Below are 23,163 nucleotides of genomic sequence, written 5' to 3'. Positions count from 1 at the left end.
AGGCATGGCATCAGCACAAGGCAAGGGAGTGTCGCCCGTCCGCATCGTATACGGCGGCGACCGGTTCCTCAACACCCAGAACATGCGCGACCTGTGTCACGAGGCCTGCGAGCGCCGGCCCGACGCGGAGCTTGTGGAACTCGATGCCGCCGAATGCGACGCCTACGCCTTCGACGAGGCCGTCAGCCCGTCGCTGCTGTCCGACGTCTCGATCGTGGAGATCCGCAACCTGCAGTCCGTCGACGACCGGCTCGGCGATGCCCTGATCGCGTACACCAAGCAGGCGAAGGCCGACCCGTCCAATTCCAGCATGCTGATCTGCCAGCATGAGGGCGGCCCCAAGGGCAAGCGCATTCTCGACGCCATGGTGCGTGCCGGAGCACAGCGCATCGACGTGCCCGATCTGAAGAAGGCCGACGCGAAGATCAACTTCGTCTACCAGCGGTTCGAACGCGAGGGCAGGCGCGTCGACCCGCTCGCAGCCCAGCAGCTCGTCGGCGTATTGGGGGAGAAGACCGGTGAGCTCGCCGCCATGTGTTCCCAGCTGTGTTTCGACTTCGACGACGAGGTCATCGGCCTCGACCGTGTCAACCAATATCTGATCGCCAACCCGCAGGTTACCGGCTTCATGGTTGCCGACAAGGCCATGGAGGGCCGTACGGCGGAGGCCATCGTCGCCATGCGATCCGCCATCGAACAGGGCACCGATCCCATCGCCCTGATCGGCGCGCTCGCCATGAAGCTGCGCACGCTCGCCAAGGCGTCCGCGGTGAAGTCGGGCGCCATCTCGCAGGCGGAGGCGAAGACGAATCCGTGGGTATTGAAGAACGCCACCCGACAGCTGCCCGGCTGGACATCCGCCGGATTGTCCCGCTGTATCCGCATGCTCGCCTGGGCCGACGAACAGAGCAAGACCAACGGCGGCGATCCGGTCTACGCGCTGGAACGCTCCATCGAAACCATCGCCGTCAAGGGCCGCGGCTGAACGCCGTCGCACCACCATTCACCAATCATCGAGGACACATGAACGAGACCAACGACCATACGACGACCATTCCGGACAACGCGACCGTCATACAGGCGCCGACCGCCGACGACATGCGACGAATCGGCCGGGAGCTGGCGCGCATCGTCCACGGCGGCGACGTGCTGCTGCTGTCAGGACCGCTGGGCGCCGGCAAGACCACCCTCGCCCAGGGATTCGGCGCGGGGCTGGGTATCGACGAGCCGATCGTGTCGCCCACGTTCACCATCGCCCGCGAACTCGACGGCAGGTTCGCCGACGGCACGCCCGCGCATCTGGTGCACGTGGACGCCTACCGTCTCGGCGGCAACACCTACGCCCCCGGACAGGACGCGGTCGGGCGACTCCTCGACGAACTCGAATCTCTGGGGCTCGACGAGGAGCTTGAGGATCCCCGCGACAACACGGTGATCCTCATGGAATGGGGCGAACAGATGGTCGCCGCCCTCGCCCCCGAACGCTTGGAGATCCACATCGACCGGCCCGTGGACGGCACCGCGGCGGTGCGCGCCGACGGCGAACTGACCGGCGACGGCAACCGCATCGTGACCCTGATCCCGGTCGGCGATGCATGGCGCAGCCGCCAACTGCCGGCATAGCACCGATCGGTGTAGACTCACTACAGGTTTTCGCAGGGTCTGACGCAGACAGGGAGGAACACATGGGCTGCACACTGGTGATCGACACCTCATACGGGTCGACGGTGGGCGTCGTGGGACACGAGCCGATCATCGAAACCGACTCGCGCACCCACGTCGAAAAACTGCAGGGCAACATCGCCCGTGCCATCGAACAGTCCGGCAACACGCCGCAGGACATCGACACGATCATCGTAGGCACCGGCCCGGCGCCGTTCACTGGACTGCGCGCCGGCATCGTCACCGCGAAAGCGCTCGCCTTCGCCACCGGCGCCACGCTCATCGGGCAGAACATCCTCGAACCGCAGGCTCGTTGGAACCTCGTCCGGCGCGCCGAGAACGGCACGTCGGACGCCGAAGACGCCACCCGTGTGCTCACGCTCGCCGTCAACGATGCCCGCCGCAAGCAGCTGTACTTCGAACTGTGCGAAGTGTCGTCCGGAGCATCCGGCGCCGATCATGACGACGCCGTCATCGTGCCGCTGATCGCCATGGACATCGACTATCCGTCCTCGATCGTGGAACGCGTGAACCAGGCCGTGACCGAATACGCCGCCGCACATGGCATCGATCCCGCAACGATCGTCGTCGACGTGGTGGGACACGGCGCCGGCAAATACGCGTCGACGCTGCAGGGCATCGAACGTCTGGGAGACATCGTCGACGAATCCGTGCTCGACCAGCCGGACGACTGGTCCATCTTCGCCGCGCAGGCCGTGGTCGGACACGCTTCCGATCCCGACGCTCCGATCGAGCCGCTGTATCTGCGTCGCCCCGACGCCGAAGTGCCCAGCCCGCTCAAGCACGTGCTCAACCATGCCGGCGCGGAAAGGACCGCCTGATGCTCGTCGCACTGGACGATCTCGATCGAGACACGGTCGTTGCGGCGTTCGCCGGACTGGAAGCCGAACTGTTCGGCAGGGGAGCCTGGAGCGAAAACGCCATCCGGCAGGAACTCGACGCCCCGGCCCGCACCTACGTATTCGACGTGGACGACGAAACCGGAACCATCCATGGCTACGCAGGATTCTGGTACGACGGCGACGATGCGGAACTCATGACCATCGGCGTGGCCAAGACCCATCAGCGTCGAGGTATCGCGGCCGCACTGCTCAACAGGCTGCTGCGCGACGCCGAACGTCAGGGGGCACGCCGCATGCTGCTCGAAGTACGCGTGGACAACGATCCCGCCATCGCGCTCTACCAACGGTTCGGGTTCACCGTCATGGGCCGTCGCAAACGCTACTACCAGCCCGAAGGCATCGACGCGTACACGATGAGCGTCGACATCAGGCCCCACGTCATGGGATTCCAGACGACGGAGGCGGAATCGCCGAATGCGTCCCCCAATCCCGAGAACAACACCAACCACCACAGTGAAGACAGCGAAGACAACGAAGGAGCGGCACAATGAGTGAACCCGTGGTGCTCGGCATCGAATCCACCTGCGACGAAACGGCCGCGGCCGTGGTGCGCGGAGGCGCCCTCCTGTCGAACGTGGTCGCCTCCTCCATGAACGAACACGCACGCTACGGCGGCGTGATCCCCGAAATCGCCTCCCGTGCGCACGCCGAGGCGTTCGTGCCCGTGGTCTCCAAGGCGCTGGCCGATGCCGATCTCGACATCGCCGACGTGGACGCGATCGCCGTGTCCGCGGGCCCCGGACTTGCGGGATGCCTCGCCGTGGGCGTCTCCGGCGCCAAGGCTTTGGCCTATGCCGCCGGCAAGCCCATCTACGGCATCAACCATGTGATCGGGCACATCGCCGTCACCCAGCTGCAGTTCGGCCCGTTCCCCGAGGACACGCTGGCATTGATCGTCTCCGGCGGCCACACGTCGCTGTTGCACGTCAAGGATGTGGCACGGCACGTCGACGTGGTAGGCACCACGCTTGACGACGCGGCGGGGGAGTGCTTCGACAAGGTGGCCCGTCTGCTTGGCTTCCCCTATCCGGGAGGCCCTCACATCGACCGTCACGCGCAGCAGGGCAATCCACATGCCATCAAGGTGCCGCAGGGACTCACCCAGGGCAAGGCCGGCGCCAAGCACCCGTACGATTTCAGCTTCTCCGGCGTCAAGACTGCCGTAGCTCGCTGGATCGAGGAGCGTCAGGCCGCCGGCGAGACCATCCCCGTGGACGACGTGTGCGCCTCGCTGGCCGATTCGGTGGCGTCCGTGCTGGCCAAGAAGGCCGTGCGTGGCTGTGAGCAGTATGATTCGCGTACGCTGATCGTGGGTGGTGGCTTCTCCGCCAATTCGCAGCTGCGTGCCAAGCTGCTCGAGGTCGGCGCGCAGCATGGCATCGAGGTGCGCATCCCCGAGATCAAGCTCTGCACCGACAACGGTGCCATGGTGGCCATGCTTGGCTCGAATCTGGTGCAGGCCGGCGTCAAGCCCAGCAGCCCCGATTTCCCCATCGATTCCGCCATGCCCATGTCCAAGATCTGCATGGAGTAGTCGCGAAGCCTGCGAAAGGCGGCCGTGTCGATCCGGCATGGTCGCCTTCGCGATTATCGGCCTCGATGCCGGTCGGCAATGGTGCCTACTTGTCGCCTTCTGGTTCAGTCCCGGGGATCCTGCCCCAGATGGACGGTCTCCGCTTCGATCGCCAACTCGGCCAGACTGATGTGCAGGGCATCGCAGATCGCCCACAGCTTGTCGAGACTTACCGAACGTTCTCCGCGCTCGACCCGACCCATGTAGGATCGGTCGATTCCGGCGTTCAATGCCAGACGTTCCTGACTGAGCTTGCGTCCCTTGCGTAATCGAACGATGGCCTGCCCGAGCTCTCTGCGTCGCTGCATTGCCGATTCATGCGGAGTCATGCCTTCCGATGGTGTTCTGTTCGTAACCATAGGGGCCATGGTCTGTTTCCAGGGACAAAAGGTCCACGGCATATAGTCCGTATTTATGCCTATGGTGGTTCTCTGGCAGACGAACTGTGCTACGGTAAAGTGCTACTAGCGTTCGTAGCTCCGTGGGACATTTCAGGGAGAAGGAAGATTCATGAATATTCTTGCCGAGCTTGAATATATCGGTCACAACACGGCTGCGGTGGCGGATCTTTTGTCCAATATCGACGATGACACGTTGACCGCCGTTTTCAATGCACTCGATCCTGCCAAGGACACGTTCTATCGAAATGTGGCCGGCGTGGAAATGATGAAGCGCAATCTGCCGATTGATGGACAGGGCGACATCGTGGTGGAGAAGAGCTGGCCGGGAGATCTGCAGTAGCGCTCGATTGTGCAGGCCGTGAGGCATCCGTCTGCGTTGTCGTGTGACCATGCGATTCGCGGCAAAAACAGAAAAACCCCGGAATCATAACGATCCCGGGGTTTTGTGGTGCGCCAGACAGGATTCGAACCTGCGACCTTCTGATCCGTAGTCAGATGCTCTAATCCGCTGGGCTACTGGCGCATGTTGTCTAACTCAACAACTCAATTAGAATAACTCACACTTCTGTGCATGGCAAATCGGCGTGTCGTCTCTGGATGGTATGCTGATATCCGTTGTTTTTCAAGGCCTTGGATGGGGGTATGCGTGTCTGAACCGAAAACCGAGGAAAGAATCGGGGGAGTGCGGCGGTCCATTCGTCACGTGGCAGCATCGGATACGATCTCCGGCCTGATCATGCTGGGGTTCGCTCTGGCGGGACTGCTGCTGGCGAATATTCCCGTCACGGCTCATGCGTTCGAGGCCGTGGCCGAGATCCATATCGGTATACCCCACACCAACATCGATTTGGGAATCGGCCACTGGGCGCAGGACGGTCTGCTCACCGTGTTCTTCCTGGTAGTCGGTCTGGATCTCAAACAGGAGCTCACCACGGGATCGCTGGCCAGCCCCAAAGCTGCCGCAGTACCCATGGCCTGTGCTGTGGGCGGTATGGCGGTGCCTCCCGTGCTGTTCCTGCTCACCGCGTCGCTGTTTTCCGCATTCGGCCCGGGGCCGACGGGCATGGATGTGGTGGCCACCGGCGCGGCCCACGGATTTTCCGACATCGCGCACGGCTGGGCGGTGCCCACGGCCACCGACATCGCGTTCTCGCTGGCCGTACTCGCCCTGTTCGCCAAAGGGCTGCCCGGATCCATCCGCGCGTTCCTCATGACGTTGGCCACCGTGGACGATCTGCTTGGCGTGATCGTGATCGCTCTGTTCTTCTCCAGCCTCAACGCATGGTACTGGTTTCTTGGCATCGCGGTCTGTGCCGCGGCATGGGCGTGGCTGGTCAGACGCCGCCGTGTGCCATGGATCGCCGTGGCGGTGGTCGGCGTCCTCGCCTGGGTGACGATGTTCGAGGCCGGTGTGCATCCCACGCTCTCCGGCGTGCTCGTCGGTCTGCTGACACCGGCTCGTGAGATCCATGGTGAATCCACTCCGCGTGCCGAACGGTACAAGGACAAGCTGCAGCCGTTCTCCGCACTGCTGGCCCTGCCTATCTTCGCACTGTTCGCCACGGGCGTGCATTTCGAGACGCTGAGTCCGGCGATGCTGCTGTCCCCGGTGGTTCTGGGCATCGCCGTCGGTCTGGTGGTTGGCAAGCCGGTAGGCATCATGCTCACGGCATGGCTGTCTACGCATCTTGCCGGTCTGAAACTCGCCAAGGGGCTGCGCGTACGAGACCTGTTCCCGGCGTCATGCGCATGCGGCATCGGATTCACCGTGTCGTTCCTTATCGCGTCGCTCGCCTATGCCGACGTTGAACTGTCCGGCGAAGCCCGATTCGGTGTACTGATGGGATCCTTGGTGTCAGCCACGATCGCCGGTATCCTACTCAGCCGACAGGCGAAGCGCTTCCGCGCCCTCGCCGAGAATCGAGTGACCGATGGTGACGATGACGACGCCAATACCGGTGCCGGCGATATCGAGATCGTAGGTGCCGACGGCAGCGTGACCGTATCGATTGATAAGGTGAGGCCGTCGTCCAGTCCATTGGCCGACCGGACGCAAAGGAGCTGAACACGTGGCAAAGATCGTAAAGAAGAACGGCAAGAAGTCCAAGTCGGGCAAGAACAGCAAGACTAGGGATCGCGTAGACGATCAGGCCGAAATCAAGCCGGGCAAGAAACACGGCAAGATCCATGGCAAGACGCGCGGGAAAGAAGTCTCATCCGCCGGAATCGAGGAAAACACCCGGCCTATGACGGCGCAGGCATCCGATGACGAGATCGCCTCATCGGCCATGCCCGCCGAATCGGACTCCCCGTACGACGGCACCTACTATCGCGGTCCGGTCGTCATGCGCGGATCCATGATTCCGAAGGACACCACCAGCGGCAACCTGCTGCGCGCCGACGACCGTACCGACTGGCTGCACATGGACCCATGGCGTGTGCTGCGCATCCAATCCGAGTTCGTCGACGGTTTTGGCGCGTTGGCCGAAATCGGACCAGCGGTGGCGGTGTTCGGCTCCGCCCGTACGCAGCGCACCGATCCCGCCTACAAGGCTGCACGCCGTATGGGGCGACTGCTCGCGGAACGCGGCGTGGCCACAATCACCGGAGGCGGTCCCGGCATCATGGAGGCCGCGAACCGCGGCGCATCGCTGGCCGGAGGCACGTCGGTGGGACTGGGCATCGAGTTGCCGCGCGAACAGGGGTTGAACAACTACGTCAATCTGGGTATGACGTTCCGCTACTTCTTTGTGCGCAAGACCATGTTCGTCAAGTATTCGTCCGGCGTGATCGTCTGCCCCGGCGGGTTCGGCACACTCGACGAAATGTTCGAAGTACTAACCCTAGTGCAGACGCACAAGGTCACCACCACGCCGATCGTGCTGTTCGACACGAAGTACTGGCAGGGACTGTTCGACTGGATCAACGGCACGCTGATGGACCGCGGCATGATTTCGCCGATCGACCCGAATCTGGTGACGCTCACCGACGACCCCGACGAGGCGGTGGCCTACGCCACGCGCCTCATCGGCAAGTAGCAAGTAGCGGCTAGCGCTTGATACTGAGGATCATGCCGGTGCCTACGGGAATCAGCGCCGAATCGAAACGTTCGTCGTCGAACGCGTCATCGATCAGTTGACACATGTGCATCATTCTGCCTCCGGTTTCCGGTGAATCCACCGTATTCGCCGGGTCGGCGGCAGAATCATGACCGGCGGCGCCACGCAGCGCCAGCGCGTCACACAGCATGAGCACGCCGTCACGGCGCAGCAGCCGATCGGCATGATCGAACGCGCCGCTGTAGTTCTGCTCGTCGCCGGTCACGATCACCATGTCGTAGTCGCCGGGGTTGAGACGGGGCAGAAACACGTCGGCCTTGGCGTTGACCACGCGCAGCTTGACATGCGTATGATCCTGCATGCGGGCGAACGCGCGGCGGATCAGCGTGGTGCCCTGCGCCGACGAATCCACTGCGGTGAGCTGACCGGGGGTGTCGGCAGGCAGCTCGTTCAGAGCACCGATCAAATGCACGGTCTCCACCAGCGCGCCGGTTCCCAGAATGATCACCGAACGCGCACGGGTCTGCCGAACCTGAATCGCCATGAACCGGGCCTGCGCGGCCGAACCCTGCTCGAATCCGGCCTCGAGCGCCTGTCTGCGCAGATCGTGCAGCAGGTCCGACTCATTGTCGTAGGCGGTGTCCTCGATGAATTCCCAACCGTTGGCGAGCTTGGAATAATCCCGTCCGCTCATCACTCGGCCTCCGACGACACCCTCGCCGCATCCACCTTCTGAATGGTCTGCCACAGTTCCTCGCCAACGTCGATGCCCTTGGGGCAGTGCATCGAACAGGCGCGCACGGACTGGCAAGCACGGGCGCCATCCGGCTCCATCAGCGCGGTCAGTCGGGAGGCAGTCGCGCCGTCACGGGAATCGTTGATGAACCGGGACGCCGCGATCATGGCGGCCGGTCCCACGAACGCATCGCCGCCGGCATAGACCGGGCAGCTTCCCTCGCACACGCCGCACGCGATGCAGTTGCTCAGCAGTTCGTACCGGGCGAGCTGCTCGGGATTCTGCAAATACTCGAACGCGTTGATCTTGCCCTCGTCGGTGACCTGCAGATCGCCGGACGCCTTGAGATACGGTTCGAGCTTGCGAATCTGGTCGAGCATCGGATCGATGTCGGCGATCAGATCACGCTGGGTGGGGAAGCCGGGCAGCGCCGCCAGTTCGATGACCAGCGTGGTGTCCGGATCGAGCGCGTCAAGATCCAGAGCATGCGCATCGGCGTCCACAGGCTCGCCGGTGGGACGGAATCCGTCGTCGCCGACGAAACCGGGGGTGTCGGGACGCACCCAGTCACGCACCTTGGCGGTGCACAGCAGCGTGGGAGTGCCGTTGATGGCCACCGCGTCCGAGCCGCACATGCCGTGACCGCACGAGTAGCGGAAGGCGAGTGACGGATCCTGCTCACGTTTGACGGTCAGCAGACAGTCGAGCACGGAATCGCTGGCATGCACGTCAAGTGTGTATTCCTGCGTCCAGCGCTTGCCGCGCGCACGGTTCGTGCGGCCCGCCGCAGCGTCACCGCCGAACGGCGACTTCGATCGGGATCCGAACGGGCTGCCGCCGCGACGACGGCCAGGGCGTTCGGGCTTCGGGGTGAAACGGGAGACGCGCAAGGTTACCGTAAGCATACGGTCAACTGCGGCATTGGTCATGAATGTTCTTCTCCTCGCAAATTCGTACGTACTGCCACCACAGTTTACTCAGCGTGGTGACTCGGGGGCATGGCATGAGTCAGTATTGACGGGCCTTCGGCGGGTATGCGGTGATCGTCACCGGCTGCCATGCGACTCCGCGGTCACGGGTCACCATGGAGTGCGCCAAGAAGCGTTCGTCATCACGCTGCGGGTGGTCGGTGCGGTAGAGCGAGCCGCGCGACTCCTCACGGGCATCGGACGCGGCAAGCATCACGGTGGCGAGCGTGACCAGATGCCGGGCCTCGAGGATTGCGGTGAGCTCCTGATTGTAGGCGGCAGTGTCGCTGTGCGCGTGCAGGCGCTCGGCGCGAGGAGCCAGTGTATCGTCGATCGTGGCGAGCGCCGTGGCGATGCCGTCGTGGTCGCAGCGCACAGCGGCGTGACGTTCCATGAGCGCCCCCAGATCGGCCATCAGACGGTAGGGGTTGTCGTCGGTCTGCGCGCCGCCGTTCGCATCGTCGGCGTTGTCGGCGTCGCTGTCGTTGTCGTCGGCGTCGGCGTTGGCCGGCTGCAGCAGCGCCTTGATCCCGCGCTCGCGGTTGTCTGCCGCGTCATCCACGGCCGTGGAGTCGACGTCGATCAGCTCCTCGTCCGGCACACCAGCCATGGGGTCGTCGGCGATGGCGTTGGCGATTGCGGCACCGGTGCGGGAGCCGAACAGGCAGGCGTCGAGCAGCGAGTTCGCGCCCAGACGGTTCGCGCCATGCACGCTGACACAGGAGCATTCGCCGGCCGCGTACAGGCCGTCGACGATGCGACGGGATCCGTCGACCCATTCATACACGTTGCCGTCGGCGGTGATCGGAATGCCGCCCATCGTGTAGTGTGCGGTCGGCTTGATCGGGATGAGGTCGTGCGCGGGATCGAGTCCGGCGTATTCACGCACCGTGTCGCACACCTCGGGCAGTTTCTCCTTGAGCGTCTGCTCGCCGATGCCGGTCAGATCGAGCCATACGCAATCCTTCGGGCCGTTCGGATCCTTCGGATCGGCCACGCCGCGGCCGGCGTCTACTTCCGCCACGATGGAGCGGGATACCACGTCTCGTGCCGCCAGATCGCCATGGCCCGGGGCGTACCGGTCCATGAAGTGTTCGCCGTCGGCGTTGAGCAGGCGTCCGCCCTCGCCTCGCGCCGCCTCGGACAGCAGGATGCCGGTGTGTGCCAGCCCGGTGGGGTGGAACTGCACGAACTCGGTGTCCTCCAGCTGCAGCCCGGCCTCGAGCGCCAGCGCCATGCCGTCGCCGGTCAGGTCCCACGAGTTCGACGTGGTGTGGAAGAGCCGTCCGGCGCCGCCGGTGGCCAATACGATGTTGCGTGCGTTCACTCCATGCACCTTGCCGCTGTGGGTGTCGATCACCACCAGTCCGCGGGCCGTGGTATGACCGTTGCCGTCACGCTCCACCACGAGGTCGCTCACATACCATTCCTCGGCGAATTCGACGCCCTCTTTGACGCACTGCTGCCACAGGGCGTGCAGGATCTGATGGCCGATGCGGTCGGCCGCGTAGGCGGTGCGGCGTACCGGCTGCTTGCCGAATTCCGCGGTGTGGCCGCCGAACAGACGCTGGGCGATGTGCCCGTCCTCGGTGCGGGAGAACGCCACGCCGTCATGCTCCAGACCGATCACCGTGGCGGGGGCCTCCTTCGCGAGGATCTCGGCCATGTCCTGATCGGCGAGCCAGTCGCTGCCCTTGATCGTGTCGTAGAAATGCCAGTGCCAGTCGTCATGGTCGATGCTGCCCAGGCTGGCCGCGATGCCCCCCTCTGCGGACCCGGTGTGGGAACGCAGCGGCTGCAACTTCGAAATCACCAAAATACGAGGGGTGCGCCCCTCCTCCTTCATCTGCGCGAACCGGTCCGACCTGACCAGTCCCAGACTTGCCGACAGGCCTGCCGCGCCGGCACCCACGATTACCACGTCATACTGTGTTTCCAACTGCTTCGGACTCATAGGTTCGATTGTCCCACAAGCCATGACCGGCATCGTCGGGCGGATAATGGAAGTTATGGAACGGACGTTTTCTCAACGGGTCTACGATGTGGTCCGACGTATTCCGGAAGGCCGTGTGGCCACGTACGGCCAGGTGGCGGCGTTGGCGGGTGCTCCGCGTTCGGCGCGGTTCGTGGGGTTCGCGCTGCACTCGAATCCCGAGCCCGGCGTGATTCCCTGCCATCGCGTGGTGTTTCGCGACGGTTCTTTGGCGCCGGGCTTCGCCTTCGGCGGCCCCGAACGACAGCGTGCGCTGTTGGAGGAGGAGGGCGTGGTCTTCATTCCGCCGTCCGATGGCAAGCCGTGTGGCGCGGACGGGTGGAAAGTAGACCTTGACCGTTGCCAGTGGCGGGAATGACGGGTACGGCCGGCTCCGATCGGTTTCCACCGGCTATAACGGGTGCCGTACGCTGAGGTGGTCCTCGGGCATGGGCCGGGGGCGCGCGGAGCTGGCGAGTGTGATCGTGCCGTCCTCGGCCACGATGATACGGTTCGCTGATTCCAGTGCGGTGAGTGCCTGCTGGGCTCCGGCCACGCTGATGACCTTTCCCGGATGACGGTCGCGCAGCTCGGCCAGTATGGTGTCCGCGGTGCAGACGGCATGCCGCCGGAGCATTACTCGGATGGCGGTCAGTGTCATCGACTGCAACGGGTCGGTGACGTCCCCGTCATCCGGGGCATCGCCGACCTGACAGGCATCATCCGCCATGTTCGTTCTGGTTCCTGCACCGCCGACATCAGACTCGCATGACGAGACCGACAGATACGGCGTGTGTTCGGCGTGACAGATGTCGCTGAGGTCGGTGGCCGAGGCGAGCAGCACCGCCTTGCCGTCGTGAACCAGTCGGTTGCAGCCGGTGTTGTACGGTTCGTCGATGTCTCCGGGGGCTGCGACCAGCGTGCGGTTCATTTCCGCGGCCCACGTGGCGGTGTTCAATGCCCCGGAGCGGTGCCGGGCCTGCGCCACGACGACCACGCCGGCCATTGCGGCGATGATGCGGTTGCGCAGGAGGAACCGTCTCGCTTCGGGAATGGTACCGGGCGGCATCTCGCTGATCAGCGCGCCGCCGCCGGTGAGCATGGCGTCGAACAGTCTGAAGTTGCAGGAGGGGCCGCGACGTTCCACTCCGCCGGCGAACACTGCCACCGTGCGTCCGGCATGGTCGGGATCGTCCACGCCGTCGCGTTCCTCACGTGCCGCCAGTGCGCCCCAGTGCGCCGCGGCGTCCGCCCCCTTGGCTCCGCCCGACACTACAAGATGACCGTGGCGGGCGGCCTGCAGCCCCACGTTACGGGCCACGAACCGTCCATAGTCGTTGATGTCCCGAGAGCCGACAACGGCCACCGGCTCGTCGCAGCTGACCAGTGCGGTCGGGTCTCCCATACCCCACAGACACAGTGGCGGCGCCCAATCGGAGCGTATGGCCAGATCGTCGATCTGATGCGGCCAATACGGGGAGGCGGGGCCGATGATCCACTGCCCACCATGGAAGGTGAGACGATCGGCCAGGGGCTCCCATGCCTGGAACGGCAGCGTGGCGAGCCGTTCACGCCACCGGGAGAGCGCCGTATGAAATCGTTCCAGACCGCGGGCGTCGGCACGTCGTCCCCATCGCGCGGTGCCGACGATGAACAGGCGATCCAGTTTGGTCTGTGCCTTGCCGATCGACGCGTCGATACGATCCATATGGTCGAGCCAGTCCGGTGGGGATGCGGTGAGGGGAGCGGATATCAATGCCAGAAGAAGGCTTGCGGATTGCGTCCCCTTGAGTGCGGCGAACATCAGGGCGTCCGGGCCATCGGTGCAGAAGGACAGCGTGGCACGGGACAAGGAGTCGGCGTCGAGGGCGAGGGGATGGGTGTTGCGGGTGGGGAGCGTGGTGGGGTCTGGCATGGGGTGGTCCTTGATGTGGAGGGCGGTGTTGGGGTTAGGGGAACGGCTAGCGAAGGCGGGTGCGTAGGGCGATGCCGGAGGACACGTCCTGCGCGTCGGGGCTGGTGCGCCCCGCCACGTCGGCCAGCGTCCAGGCCAGACGCAATGCCCGGTCGGCGCCGCGCAGGCTGAGCCGTTGCTGCTCCAAAGCCTGAGAGAGCGGTGCCATGGCCTTGCTCGACGTATTGCGTCGCAACCAGTCGCCGCTGGCCTTGGCGTTGCATGGCCAGTTTTCGAACCGGTAGCGTTCGGCCGCGGCGTTGCGGGCTTCGATCACCCTAGCGCGGATCGTGGCACTGGACTCGGCCGGGGTCTCGCAGACGGGGGAGAAGGTGGAGATGGGCGGCACGGTGATCTGAATGTCGATGCGGTCGAGAATCGGACCGGACAGACGATTCCAGTATCTGGTGCGTTCCTTGGAACTGCATACGCACTTTTCCCCCGTACCCCAACCGAATCCGCACGGGCAGGGGTTCGCCGCCATGACCAGCTGGAATCTGGCTGGATAATGGGCGTTGCCCTTGGAACGGGAGATCGCCACGTATCCCGTCTCCAACGGTTCTCGGATAGTCTGCAGCACGCGTGGAGGGAATTCGGGCGCCTCGTCCATGAACAGCACGCCGTTGTGTGCGCGGGTGATGGCTCCGGGTCGAGCCATGCCGGAGCCTCCTCCCACCAATGCCGCCACGCTGGCGGTATGGTGCGGCGCCTCGTATGGGGGAACATCGGTGATGCCGTATTCGGTGAGCGTGCCGCACAGTGACCGGATCGAGGCGACCTCCAGTTGCTGACGTTCGTTCATCGGCGGCATGATCGTGGGCAGACGGGAGGCCAGCATCGTCTTGCCCGTTCCCGGAGGCCCGACCATGATGACATGGTGACCGCCAGCGGCCGCCACCTCCAGGGCCCACTTCGTATGCTCCTGCCCCATGACCTGATTCATGTCCAGTCCCGTCGCCGGCTCGTCGGTCAGTGGATCATCGAATGACGGCGCCCGAAGATCGTAGGAAATGTCGGGAATCCGATATTTGGTCTTGCCTCCCATATGCTCGATGAGTTCGCCCACATGACGAACCGGTACGACATCGATGTCTGGCACGAGTTCTGACTCCTCGAGATTGCCGTGGGGAATGAACGCCCGGGCGATGCCGCTATTGCGTGCATGCAACAGAATCGGCAGCAGACCGGCCACCGGAAGTACGCTGCCGTCGAGCTTGAGCTCGCCCAGCACCAGCGTATCGGCCAGCGAGTCGTGGGGGATGGCGCCGCCCGCGCACAGTACGCTTGCCGCGATCGCCAGATCATGGCCGGCACCGCTTTTGGGAAGAGATGCGGGAGACAGGTTTACGGTCACCCTCGTCTCCGGCCAGGAGAATCCGGCGGATGCGCAGGCCGACTTCACGCGTTCGCGGGCTTCGGACAACGAGGTGTCGGGCAGGCCGATGATGCTGAAGTACGGCAGCCCGGGGGAGATGTACGCCTGCATGCTTACGGTGAACGCCTTCAATCCGTGCAGGCCTACGGATAGCGTCGTGCCGATTCGCATCAGAACGCTCCCGGTATCAGTTGCACCTGAGGGGCCCGACGTGAGCCGTGCACACTGATGGCGAGCACGTCGAACCGTACGGACGTGTGGGGGAAGTCCCGTCCTCGCTCCTGCAGCCATTGCATACCGGCGCGGCGCAGCGCGGTCTGCTTGTGTGCGTTCACCGCGGACTGGGGACTGCCGAAACTGGCGTTGCGGCGGGTCTTGACCTCTACGAACGAGAGTCGGTCGTCGGGGGTGAAGGCGATGATGTCGAGTTCCCCGTAGCGGGAACGCCAGTTGCGGTCCACAATGCGCCAGCCGCGGCGCTCGAGCCAAAGGACGCCGTAGTCCTCGCCAAGCGCGCCGAGTCGCTTCGGTGTGAGTCCGGGTTCATGCAGCGCGGCGGTGAGTCTGTTGAATCGTTCGAAGGGATTGGAGACGGAGGATCCGGCGACGGTGACGGATCCTGTTGCGGAAGAGAGAAGGGAAACCGGGAATGCTGGGGTGATGGTTGAATCTGTCATGATTCGAGTCCACCACCGTAGGATGCGCCGTGACCAGAGCGGCGCGGCTATGTGGTCGAATGTGGCCCCCTCGGGACCGGACGTGGCGGGCCCAGTCCGCCGTGAAGGGACACAGCTCCCCTCGGGGAGGGGAGCCATAGCTGTTATGGAACGGCTACTTCACCAGATCGGTGAGTTCGCCGAGGTTGAGCTCGAAGCTCACGCCGCGCTCTTCGAAGTGCGGCTGGTTACGGGTGGACTGCATGGCGGAACGGACGAATTCGCCGGCGATGCGGGCGCTGTCGGCGAGCGTGCGTCCGGCCATCACCGCGCCGCACAGCGCCGAGGCGAAGGCGTCGCCGGTACCGTGGATCATGTACGGCAGCTTCTCGTGCGCCAGCTCGAGCACGCCCTCGGTTCCGGCCGCGGCAGTGGCCACATAGTTGCGGATCTTGCCGTCGCCCCGGTCGATGCCCTTGAGCACCACGCTCTTGGCGCCCAGGTCAAGCAATGCGCCCACCCAGTCGGCTGCCTCCTCGGGAGTCAGGTTCTGACCCGGGTAGTCGCGTCCGGTCAGAATCGACGCCTCGGTGAGGTTCGGCATCAGCACGTCGGCGCCGTCGGCCAGCGCGCCCATCGCCTCGCACAGTTCGACGGTGTACGTGGGATACATGTGGCCGCCGTCGCCCATCACCGGGTCGACCAGACGCAGGGCGTTCGGGTACTCGCGGTACAGGCGCTGGATGATGGCCACCTGATCGGCGCTGCCGAGGAATCCGGAATACACGCCGTCGAGCTCCACGCCCTCCTTGCCCCAGGCGTCAAGGTAGTCGTTCAGGATATCGGTGGTGTCGTGGAACGTGTAGTCCTTGTACATGGTGTGCGCGGAGAACAGTGCCGTGGGCACCGGGCACACGTCGCAGCCGGCGGCCGACAGGATCGGGATGGCCGCGGTCAGCGAGCACTTGCCGTAGCCGCACATGTCGTGCACGGCCGCGATGCGGGGGATGTAGGCGGGATCACGCTGGTAGAGCACCGCGTCGTCGTTCGTGGTCATGGTTCTCACCTTTCTCGAAGGTTTCGGATCAGGCCCTGCGCGGAGGGCGTCGGGCCGTTCCCGTCCAGACTACCGTCGCACGGCGATGAGCGAACCGGGTCCTCTTCGGCGTGTCACACGCGAAAACCATGACGAAGGGGCGTTTCCTACCCATGGCAAACCCTTTGCGGTCCCAAGGGTTGGGAAAAGGCTATAACCAAGCCCGATAGCGAAAAGCCCGTTTCGGCTTGAAACCAAGCCCTCCGACCGCATATTGTCACTACCAACAACACAACAACCCACCACACAAGGAGACAATCCCATGGCTGAAGCCAACAAGAACTACCGCTTCGAAACCCTGCAGCTGCACGTCGGTCAGGAGCAGGCCGATCCGGCCACCGACTCCCGCGCCGTGCCGATCTACGCGACCACCAGCTACGTGTTCCACAACTTCGACCACGCCGAGGCCCGCTTCGGCCTGGCCGATCCCGGCAACATCTACGGCCGCCTGACCAACTCCACGCAGGGCGTGTTCGAGGATCGCATCGCGGCCCTCGAAGGCGGCACCGCTGGCCTGGCCGTTGCCTCCGGCGCCGCGGCCGTGGAATACGCGGTGCGCAACATCACCCAGTCCGGCGATCACATCGTCGCCGCCAAGAACATCTACGGCGGCACCTTCAACCTGCTGCGTCACACCCTGCCGCGCGACGGCATCACCACCACCTTCGTTTCCGCCGAGAACCCGCAGGAGTTCGAGGACGCCATCCAGGAGAACACCAAGCTCGTCTACTTCGAGACCTTCGGCAACCCGAACGCCGATCTGCCGGACTTCGAGGCCATCTCCGAGATCGCCCACAAGCATCATCTGCCGGTGATCGTCGACAACACCTTCGCCACCCCGTACCTGTTCCGTCCGCTGGAGCACGGCGCCGACGTGGTCGTTGAGTCCGCCACCAAGTTCATCGGCGGCCACGGCACCACGCTGGGCGGCGTGATCGTGGAAGGCGGCAAGTTCGACTGGGCCGCCGTGCCGGGCAAGTTCCCGACCCTGACCGAGCCGGATCCGTCCTACCACGGCCTGAACTTCTACGAGGCTCTGGGCGGCGCCGCATTCGTGACCCGCGTCCGCGCCATCCTGCTGCGCGACACCGGTGCCACGCTCTCCCCGTTCGCAGCGTTCCTGCTGCTGCAGGGCACCGAGACCCTGTCCCTGCGCGTCGAGCGTCACGTTGAGAACGCGCTGAAGGTTGTCGAGTACCTGCAGACCGTGCCTGAGGTGGAGTCCGTCTCCCACCCGAGCATCGAGGGCCGCAAGGATCACGAGCTGTACAAGAAGTACTTCCCGAAGGGCGCCGGCTCCATCTTCACCTTCGACATCAAGGGCGGCAAGGATGCGGCACGCGTCTTCATCGACAACCTGCACCTGTTCAGCCTGCTGGCCAATGTGGCCGACGCCAAGAGCCTGGTGATCCACCCGGCCTCCACCACGCACTCCCAGGAGACGCTGGAGGAGCTCGAGGACCAGGGCATCCACCAGGGCACCATCCGTCTGTCGATCGGTACCGAGAACATCGAGGACATCCTCGACGATCTCAAGGGCGGCTTTGAGGCACTGCGCGCCTCCGGTCTCGCCAAGTGACGAATCGCTGACGGGGGAACTTACTCGCGCATAGAAATACGGGCGTGCGCCGCTGGGGGATGCGGCGCGCGCCTTTTTCATGTTTTCATGTCGCTTGCGCCGCGGCACGTGGCTGCACGACGCCGCTCAGTCGTCGCCGCAGACGTCGTCCATGAATTGGCGCACATAGATCAGTGCGGAGCCGATCACATCCTGATCGGGACGGCATACGCTCTTGCGAATCGTAAAGTCGTTGTCGGGGAACGCGCTGATCCGCAGTACGCGGTCGCGCAGATCGGCGATGTCGTCGGTGGTGAAGAACTGGCCGGCCTGCCCGCCCACGATCACATCGCAGTTGAGCACGGTGCACATGTTCTTGATCGCCAGCGCCAGATGATCGAGATAGACGCCGAAGATGCGCCGGTGCGTGTAGTCGTCGTCACGCAGCTGATTGAAGAACTCGTCCAGCGTCTCGTCATGGTGATCGAGCAGCACGCGCGCCGAACAGTACGCATCCGCGCAGCCCTTCTGCCCGCAATAGCAGTCGTTGCCGTCCGGCACCAGAGTCATATGCTCGATCGTGCCGTTCTTCATCGTGCCGCCCTGCCGCAGCCTGCCGTCGATGATCACCGCGCCGCCCATGTACGGTTCGAGATAGATGCACAGCGCGTCGCCGATCGACGGGTCCATCCACAGTTCGGCCATGGCCGAGGCGTCGGAATCATGGATGAACGTGCACGGCACCTTCAGCTCGCGGGCGAACTCGTCCACGCTCAGACCGGTATTGCCCAATATATCGCCGAACGCAATACTGCGGCCATCGGCGGAGACGATGCCCTGCATGCAGAACGCCACGCCGATCACGCGTTCGCCGTCCTCGCCCAACGATCCGATGAACTGCTCGATGAGCTGGCAGATGCGGTGATAGTAGGCGTGAGCGTGACGGTAGGGGAGCCGACCGGTGGCGCGTTTGATGCACGTGCCGCGCAGATCCACCGCACACAGAATGATCTGCCGGGCCGTCATGCGAACGCCGATGGCGATGGCGGCGCGATTGTTGAACGTGTAGATCTGTGGCTTGCGTCCACCGGTCGATTTGAGGAAACCCCCGCGGCGGATCAGCCCGTCTGCCTCCAGATCGCGTAGGTTCTGGGTGATCGTGGGCAGACTCATGTTCAGGGCGCGCATGATGTCCTGTTTGGACGAGCCCTGGTTGCGGTAGATGTGGTCAAGCACCTGATGACGGTTGTGCACCTTGACCTGCGCCGTTGTTGCAGTTGCCAATCGAAAAGCCTTTCTTCCCGGTTTATTGTATCGGTGACGGCGGGCAATCGCGCAATTGCGCTGTCCGTGGGTGTTTCGGCGACGAATTCATCGATCGTGGGTACGATGGCAGGGAACGTTCAACAGATCGGATGGGTGCCATGGGACGACATACGGCGCAAGCGGTGCAAGCACGTCGTGAACACGACGACACGGCGAGAGAAGCACGCGGCACGGCACGGACGACGGACGTCCGGAACGGCGTATCCCGGGCGCGGGCGCCGCGGGAAGGCGAGGCCGTGGCCCGTGCCGTGGACCTGGTCAAGACCTACGGGGCCAAGGATACGGCCGTGGTGGCGCTCGACCATGTAAATGTGGAGTTCATGCGCGGACAGATGACCGCCATCATGGGACCGTCGGGCTCGGGCAAGTCCACGCTCATGCACTGCATGGCCGGACTCGATACGCCTACATCCGGCAAGGTGTTCGTCGAAGGACTCGAAGTGTCGGCCATGGGGCAGCGGCAGCTGACGAAGCTTCGCCGCGAGCAGATCGGATTTATCTTCCAATCGTTCAATCTGGTCCCCACACTCAGCGCCGAAGAGAACATTCTGCTGCCGCTGCAGATCGCCGGCAAGCCCATCGACCGCGCATGGTTCGATCACGTGGTGCATGTGGTTGGGCTTGAACAGCGTCTCACCCATCGGCCCAGTCAGCTTTCCGGCGGCCAGCAGCAGCGCGTCGCCTGCGCCCGTGCGCTCATGGCCAGACCATCCGTGATCTTCGCCGACGAGCCCACCGGCAACCTCGACTCGCGCTCCAGCCGCGAGGTACTGAGCTTCCTCAAGACGTCCGTGCACGAGTACGGGCAGACCATTGTGATGGTGACGCACGACCCGCGCGCCGCATCCTACGCCGATCGCGTGCTTGTACTCGCCGACGGACGGATCGTCAACGACATGGATCACCCGTCCTACGAGCGGATACTCGACGTGTTTGCGGCCGACGACTCCGATGACGTTGACGCGTCTCTCGCCGACGGAGCCGATGCCGAAGGCGGGGCACGCGCATGATCCGCATCGGCCTGCGCGACGCCCGCGCCCACTTCTCACGATTCGTGATGTCGATCATCGCGATCGCGCTTGGCGTGTCATTCGTGGTCGGATCGTTCTGCTTCCGCGCGATGATGAACGATCAGGTCGACCAGATGATGGGATCGAACACCGATCACGACGTCTACGTGCGCGGCACCGACGAGAAAAAGGACGACGACACGGCCGCGTCGTCATCCTCGATGAAGACCTACAACGACGTCGACGACACGCTCGTCGACGACATCAAGAACGTCAAGGGCGTCAAGACCGCCGAGATCGTCTACTCTGTCAGCGGCTCGCTCGTCCTGGTCAAACAGGACGGCAACGCCGTATCCACCATGGGATCGCCCACCATGGGCATCGGCCTGGAAAAGGGCACCTGGCGGTCCGCGCACCTGACCGAAGGCCGATGGGCGAAAAAGCGCAACGAAGTGGCATTGCACTCCTATGCGGCCGAATCCTCCGGCCTCAAGGTGGGGGATACCACCAAGCTCGTCTATCCGACCGGCCCCGAAGACGTGACCGTCGTCGGTATCTTCGACACCGACGCCTCCCAGGCCGGCGCGATCATCCTCGGACTGGCACCCGACGTGGCTAAGGAGCTCTACCAGCAGCAGACCGGCCAGATCGGACAAACCCAGTACATCGGCGTCTACGGCAGCGGCAACAAGGGGCAGCCGCTCACCGACGACCAGCAGAGAGCGCTCGCCGACCGCATCAACAAGGCGCTGCCCGCCGGCTCCAAGGCCACCGCGATCACCGGAGACCAGATGCGCGACGAATACTCGCAGTCCATCAAGGACATGCTCGGCTTCATCCAGCCGCTGATCCTCATCTTCGCGGTGATCGCGCTGTTCGTCGGCTCGTTCATCATCGCCAACACGTTCTCCATGATCGTGCGCGAATCCATGCGCGGCTATGCGCTGCTGCGATCGGTCGGCGCCTCGCCCATGCAGGTGTTCTCCACCGTGATCATTCAGGCGCTGCTGCTCGGCCTCGTCGGATCCGCGGCGGGCATCGGACTGGGCTGGGGCATGGTCCGGCTCATCGTGTTCGGCATGACGAAACTGGGTACACCGCTGAGCGGAGCCGCCAGCCCAAGCCCGACCGACATGCTCGTCGGCCTGCTGGTCGGCGTAATCGTCACCTTCATCGGCGCGGCCCTCCCCGCGCGCAGAGCCGCCATGGCGCCGCCCATCCAGGCGATGAACGAGACCGTGAACCCGGAGAAGCCGGTGCGCCCGCGCGCCGTGACCGGCACGATCATGGTCGTGCTCGGCGTGGCGGCATGGCTGTTCTGCTGGCGTATCGCCACCATCGATGGCGACCCCACGCCCATCGGACCGCTCAATGCGCTCGCCGACCGGTATGGTACAGGCTGGCCGCTCGGCATCGGAGCCGGACTCATCGTCATCGGCGTGATCGTGCTCGCCCCGGCCTTGGTCCAGCCTGCCGGTGTCGTGCTCGGTTTCCTGCCGTCGCTAGTCTTCCGTGTGACCGGCCGCCTTGCCATGCGCAACCTGTCCCGGCAGAAGCGGCGCACCGCGAACACGGCTGCCGCCCTGTTCGTGGGCGTAGCGATCGTCAGCTGCCTGTCGGTGGTGGCCGCATCCGCCAAGGCGTCGGTGGCCGGCATCGTCGACACAGGACTCAAATCGGACTTTGCGGTCTCATCGGCCGCCAACGGTCAGATTCCTGATGCGGCCGTGGAGGCGGTCAAACAGGTCGACGGCGTCAAGTCCGTGTCGACCAGCCGCATGCTCATGAACATCAAATACGACGGCAAACGCATCAGCGGCACGTCGTTCGCCGAACAGCCGTCGCTATTCACCGATGTGTTCGCTCCCGTCACCATGTCCGGCGACGCGAACAAGGCGCTGCGCGACGGCGAGCTCGTAGTGGGCGAGACCATCGCCAAGGACCGCGGATGGCAGGTCGGCGACACCGTGACCATGACCGGCGAGCGCGTGAGCGTGGACGAGGAGGCCACCGCCAAGGCGCAGGCCGACTGGCAGGCGCAGACACAGGCGAAGGTGACGGCCCTACAGCAGGAGGCCCAGCAGCTGGCGGCCTCCGGCGATGCCGCCGGCGCACAGGCCAAGGCCGCCGAGGCGCAGCAGACGATCACCGACGCGCAGAATGTGGATCCGTCCACGCTGATCCGCACCAAGAGCGAGACCACGCGTACCAAGGTGAAGGTCGGCGCGATCATCTCGAACTCGATCTACCGCACGATGGTGCTGATGAACGACGAGACCGCCGAAAAACTCGCCGACCAGCAGACCATGTTCACGATCCAGCTATTCATTGCCGCCAGGAAGGGCACCGACACCGAGGCGCTGCGCAAGCGGCTGGTCAAGGCCGTCAAACCGTACTACGTGCTGTCGGTGCTCGACCGTGAGGACTACAAGTCCACGATGAGCTCGATGGTCGACCAGATCCTCATCATCCTGTACGCGCTGCTCGCGCTGTCGATCGTGATCGCGATCTTCGGCATCGTGAACACGCTGGCGCTGTCGGTGTCGGAACGCACCAAGGAGATCGGCCTGCTGCGGGCCATCGGCACGTCGCGCGCCCAGGTGCGTGGAATGCTGGCCATCGAGGCGGCGATCATTTCCGTGTTCGGCACGTTGCTCGGCCTAGTCACGGGCGTGGGCGCCGGCGTGGTGATACGCGCCGTGTACGGCGACAACGGACTGGAGGTACTCAGCATCCCATGGGGGCAGCTGGGCGTGTTCCTGATGCTGTCGATCCTGGTCGGACTGCTCGCCAGCGTGCAGCCGGCCGGGCGTGCGCTGAAGAAGCCCGTGCTCGACGCCGTCGCCTCGGAATGAGATTGTCCGGACGGTTCGCGGCATCGGCGACATATGACT

21 protein-coding genes and 1 tRNA gene are annotated in these 23,163 nt (G+C 64.4%); 12 read left to right on the top strand and 10 right to left on the bottom strand.

All coding sequences use genetic code 11. From position 1 onward, the window contains the following. Positions 1-4: 4 nt before the first annotated feature. From holA to tsaD, 5 genes are all read left to right on the top strand, one after another. The gene (holA, locus tag Tam10B_RS06780) at positions 5-985 is read left to right on the top strand and encodes a DNA polymerase III subunit delta (RefSeq protein ID WP_198947548.1); all 981 of its coding nucleotides are present in this window, start codon (positions 5-7) and stop codon (positions 983-985) included. 38 nt (positions 986-1,023) lie between these two features. After that, the gene (tsaE, locus tag Tam10B_RS06775; protein ID WP_093960494.1) at positions 1,024-1,623 is read left to right on the top strand and encodes a tRNA (adenosine(37)-N6)-threonylcarbamoyltransferase complex ATPase subunit type 1 TsaE; all 600 of its coding nucleotides are present in this window, start codon (positions 1,024-1,026) and stop codon (positions 1,621-1,623) included. Between the two features lie 62 nt (positions 1,624-1,685). Continuing rightward, positions 1,686-2,504: a tRNA (adenosine(37)-N6)-threonylcarbamoyltransferase complex dimerization subunit type 1 TsaB gene (gene tsaB, locus Tam10B_RS06770; protein WP_093960493.1), complete on the top strand. Its 819-nt coding sequence runs from the start codon at positions 1,686-1,688 to the stop codon at positions 2,502-2,504. Next, on the top strand, positions 2,504-3,076 hold the full coding sequence (gene rimI / locus Tam10B_RS06765) for a ribosomal protein S18-alanine N-acetyltransferase (RefSeq protein ID WP_093960492.1): 573 nt from the start codon (positions 2,504-2,506) through the stop codon (positions 3,074-3,076). Before tsaB ends, rimI begins: the two co-directional genes overlap by 1 nt. Continuing rightward, positions 3,073-4,119 carry a tRNA (adenosine(37)-N6)-threonylcarbamoyltransferase complex transferase subunit TsaD gene (gene tsaD, locus Tam10B_RS06760; protein WP_093960491.1) on the top strand — a complete coding sequence of 349 codons (1,047 nt, stop codon included), beginning with the start codon at positions 3,073-3,075 and terminating at the stop codon, positions 4,117-4,119. The genes rimI and tsaD overlap by 4 nt, the downstream gene beginning before the upstream one ends. A 104-nt stretch (positions 4,120-4,223) precedes the next feature. On the opposite strand, the gene Tam10B_RS06755 is transcribed toward tsaD, so the two are convergent. Further along, positions 4,224-4,487 (bottom strand): helix-turn-helix domain-containing protein, encoded by a 264-nt coding sequence (locus tag Tam10B_RS06755; RefSeq protein ID WP_233133629.1) that lies wholly within the window; start codon positions 4,485-4,487, stop codon positions 4,224-4,226. Between the two features lie 181 nt (positions 4,488-4,668). On the opposite strand from Tam10B_RS06755, the gene Tam10B_RS06750 reads away from it, so the two are divergent. After that, a complete protein-coding gene (locus Tam10B_RS06750; protein WP_093960489.1) occupies positions 4,669-4,899 on the top strand; it encodes a hypothetical protein in 231 nt (76 codons plus the stop codon). 106 nt (positions 4,900-5,005) lie between these two features. On the opposite strand, the gene Tam10B_RS06745 is transcribed toward Tam10B_RS06750, so the two are convergent. Continuing rightward, positions 5,006-5,082, bottom strand: a tRNA-Arg gene (locus Tam10B_RS06745). A gap of 150 nt (positions 5,083-5,232) precedes the next feature. Between Tam10B_RS06745 and nhaA the strand changes: the two genes are divergently transcribed. Both nhaA and Tam10B_RS06735 read left to right on the top strand, forming a co-directional pair. Beyond that, the gene (gene nhaA, locus Tam10B_RS06740; protein WP_269843585.1) at positions 5,233-6,624 is read left to right on the top strand and encodes a Na+/H+ antiporter NhaA; all 1,392 of its coding nucleotides are present in this window, start codon (positions 5,233-5,235) and stop codon (positions 6,622-6,624) included. A gap of 223 nt (positions 6,625-6,847) precedes the next feature. Then, positions 6,848-7,597, top strand: coding sequence for an LOG family protein (locus Tam10B_RS06735; RefSeq protein WP_093960540.1), 750 nt, complete (start codon positions 6,848-6,850; stop codon positions 7,595-7,597). A 10-nt stretch (positions 7,598-7,607) separates the two neighbouring features. Here the strand turns inward: Tam10B_RS06735 and Tam10B_RS06730 are convergent, their stop codons facing one another. From Tam10B_RS06730 to Tam10B_RS06720, 3 genes are all read right to left on the bottom strand, one after another. Continuing rightward, entirely contained in the window at positions 7,608-8,312 is a 705-nt protein-coding gene (locus Tam10B_RS06730; protein WP_093960487.1) for an O-methyltransferase, read from the bottom strand. After that, positions 8,312-9,283 carry a succinate dehydrogenase/fumarate reductase iron-sulfur subunit gene (locus Tam10B_RS06725; RefSeq protein ID WP_198947547.1) on the bottom strand — a complete coding sequence of 324 codons (972 nt, stop codon included), beginning with the start codon at positions 9,281-9,283 and terminating at the stop codon, positions 8,312-8,314. Before Tam10B_RS06725 ends, Tam10B_RS06730 begins: the two co-directional genes overlap by 1 nt. A gap of 79 nt (positions 9,284-9,362) precedes the next feature. Beyond that, complete coding sequence (locus Tam10B_RS06720) at positions 9,363-11,276, bottom strand: FAD-binding protein (protein ID WP_093960486.1); 1,914 nt, start codon at positions 11,274-11,276, stop codon at positions 9,363-9,365. 55 nt (positions 11,277-11,331) lie between these two features. On the opposite strand from Tam10B_RS06720, the gene Tam10B_RS06715 reads away from it, so the two are divergent. Further along, complete coding sequence (locus tag Tam10B_RS06715) at positions 11,332-11,673, top strand: MGMT family protein (protein WP_093960485.1); 342 nt, start codon at positions 11,332-11,334, stop codon at positions 11,671-11,673. Between the two features lie 33 nt (positions 11,674-11,706). Here the strand turns inward: Tam10B_RS06715 and Tam10B_RS06710 are convergent, their stop codons facing one another. The 4 genes from Tam10B_RS06710 to Tam10B_RS06695 form a co-directional block, all read right to left on the bottom strand. Next, on the bottom strand, positions 11,707-13,209 hold the full coding sequence (locus Tam10B_RS06710) for a DNA-processing protein DprA (RefSeq protein ID WP_093960484.1): 1,503 nt from the start codon (positions 13,207-13,209) through the stop codon (positions 11,707-11,709). Between the two features lie 46 nt (positions 13,210-13,255). Further along, entirely contained in the window at positions 13,256-14,794 is a 1,539-nt protein-coding gene (locus Tam10B_RS06705) for a YifB family Mg chelatase-like AAA ATPase (protein ID WP_093960483.1), read from the bottom strand. Then, positions 14,794-15,300 (bottom strand): YraN family protein, encoded by a 507-nt coding sequence (locus tag Tam10B_RS06700; protein ID WP_093960482.1) that lies wholly within the window; start codon positions 15,298-15,300, stop codon positions 14,794-14,796. The genes Tam10B_RS06705 and Tam10B_RS06700 overlap by 1 nt, the downstream gene beginning before the upstream one ends. A gap of 154 nt (positions 15,301-15,454) precedes the next feature. Next, complete coding sequence (locus Tam10B_RS06695) at positions 15,455-16,336, bottom strand: pyridoxamine kinase (protein ID WP_093960481.1); 882 nt, start codon at positions 16,334-16,336, stop codon at positions 15,455-15,457. Positions 16,337-16,637: 301 nt separating this feature from the next. Here Tam10B_RS06695 and Tam10B_RS06690 point away from each other — a divergent pair, with 301 nt between their 5' ends. Further along, complete coding sequence (locus Tam10B_RS06690; RefSeq protein WP_093960480.1) at positions 16,638-17,954, top strand: O-acetylhomoserine aminocarboxypropyltransferase/cysteine synthase family protein; 1,317 nt, start codon at positions 16,638-16,640, stop codon at positions 17,952-17,954. Positions 17,955-18,080: 126 nt separating this feature from the next. Here Tam10B_RS06690 and Tam10B_RS06685 read toward each other — a convergent pair whose 3' ends face one another. Then, positions 18,081-19,217 carry an ROK family transcriptional regulator gene (locus Tam10B_RS06685; RefSeq protein WP_093960479.1) on the bottom strand — a complete coding sequence of 379 codons (1,137 nt, stop codon included), beginning with the start codon at positions 19,215-19,217 and terminating at the stop codon, positions 18,081-18,083. Between the two features lie 140 nt (positions 19,218-19,357). Between Tam10B_RS06685 and Tam10B_RS06680 the strand changes: the two genes are divergently transcribed. Next, the gene (locus tag Tam10B_RS06680) at positions 19,358-20,269 is read left to right on the top strand and encodes an ABC transporter ATP-binding protein (RefSeq protein ID WP_093960538.1); all 912 of its coding nucleotides are present in this window, start codon (positions 19,358-19,360) and stop codon (positions 20,267-20,269) included. Further along, positions 20,266-23,124, top strand: coding sequence for an ABC transporter permease (locus Tam10B_RS06675; protein ID WP_093960478.1), 2,859 nt, complete (start codon positions 20,266-20,268; stop codon positions 23,122-23,124). Before Tam10B_RS06680 ends, Tam10B_RS06675 begins: the two co-directional genes overlap by 4 nt. Positions 23,125-23,163 lie beyond the last annotated feature (39 nt).

Origin of the sequence: Bifidobacterium vansinderenii (assembly GCF_002234915.1) — a bacterium.
GTDB lineage: Bacteria > Actinomycetota > Actinomycetes > Actinomycetales > Bifidobacteriaceae > Galliscardovia > Galliscardovia vansinderenii.
The sequence above is the reverse complement of the archived record's forward strand: the minus strand, read 5'-3'. Positions and strand labels throughout refer to the sequence as shown.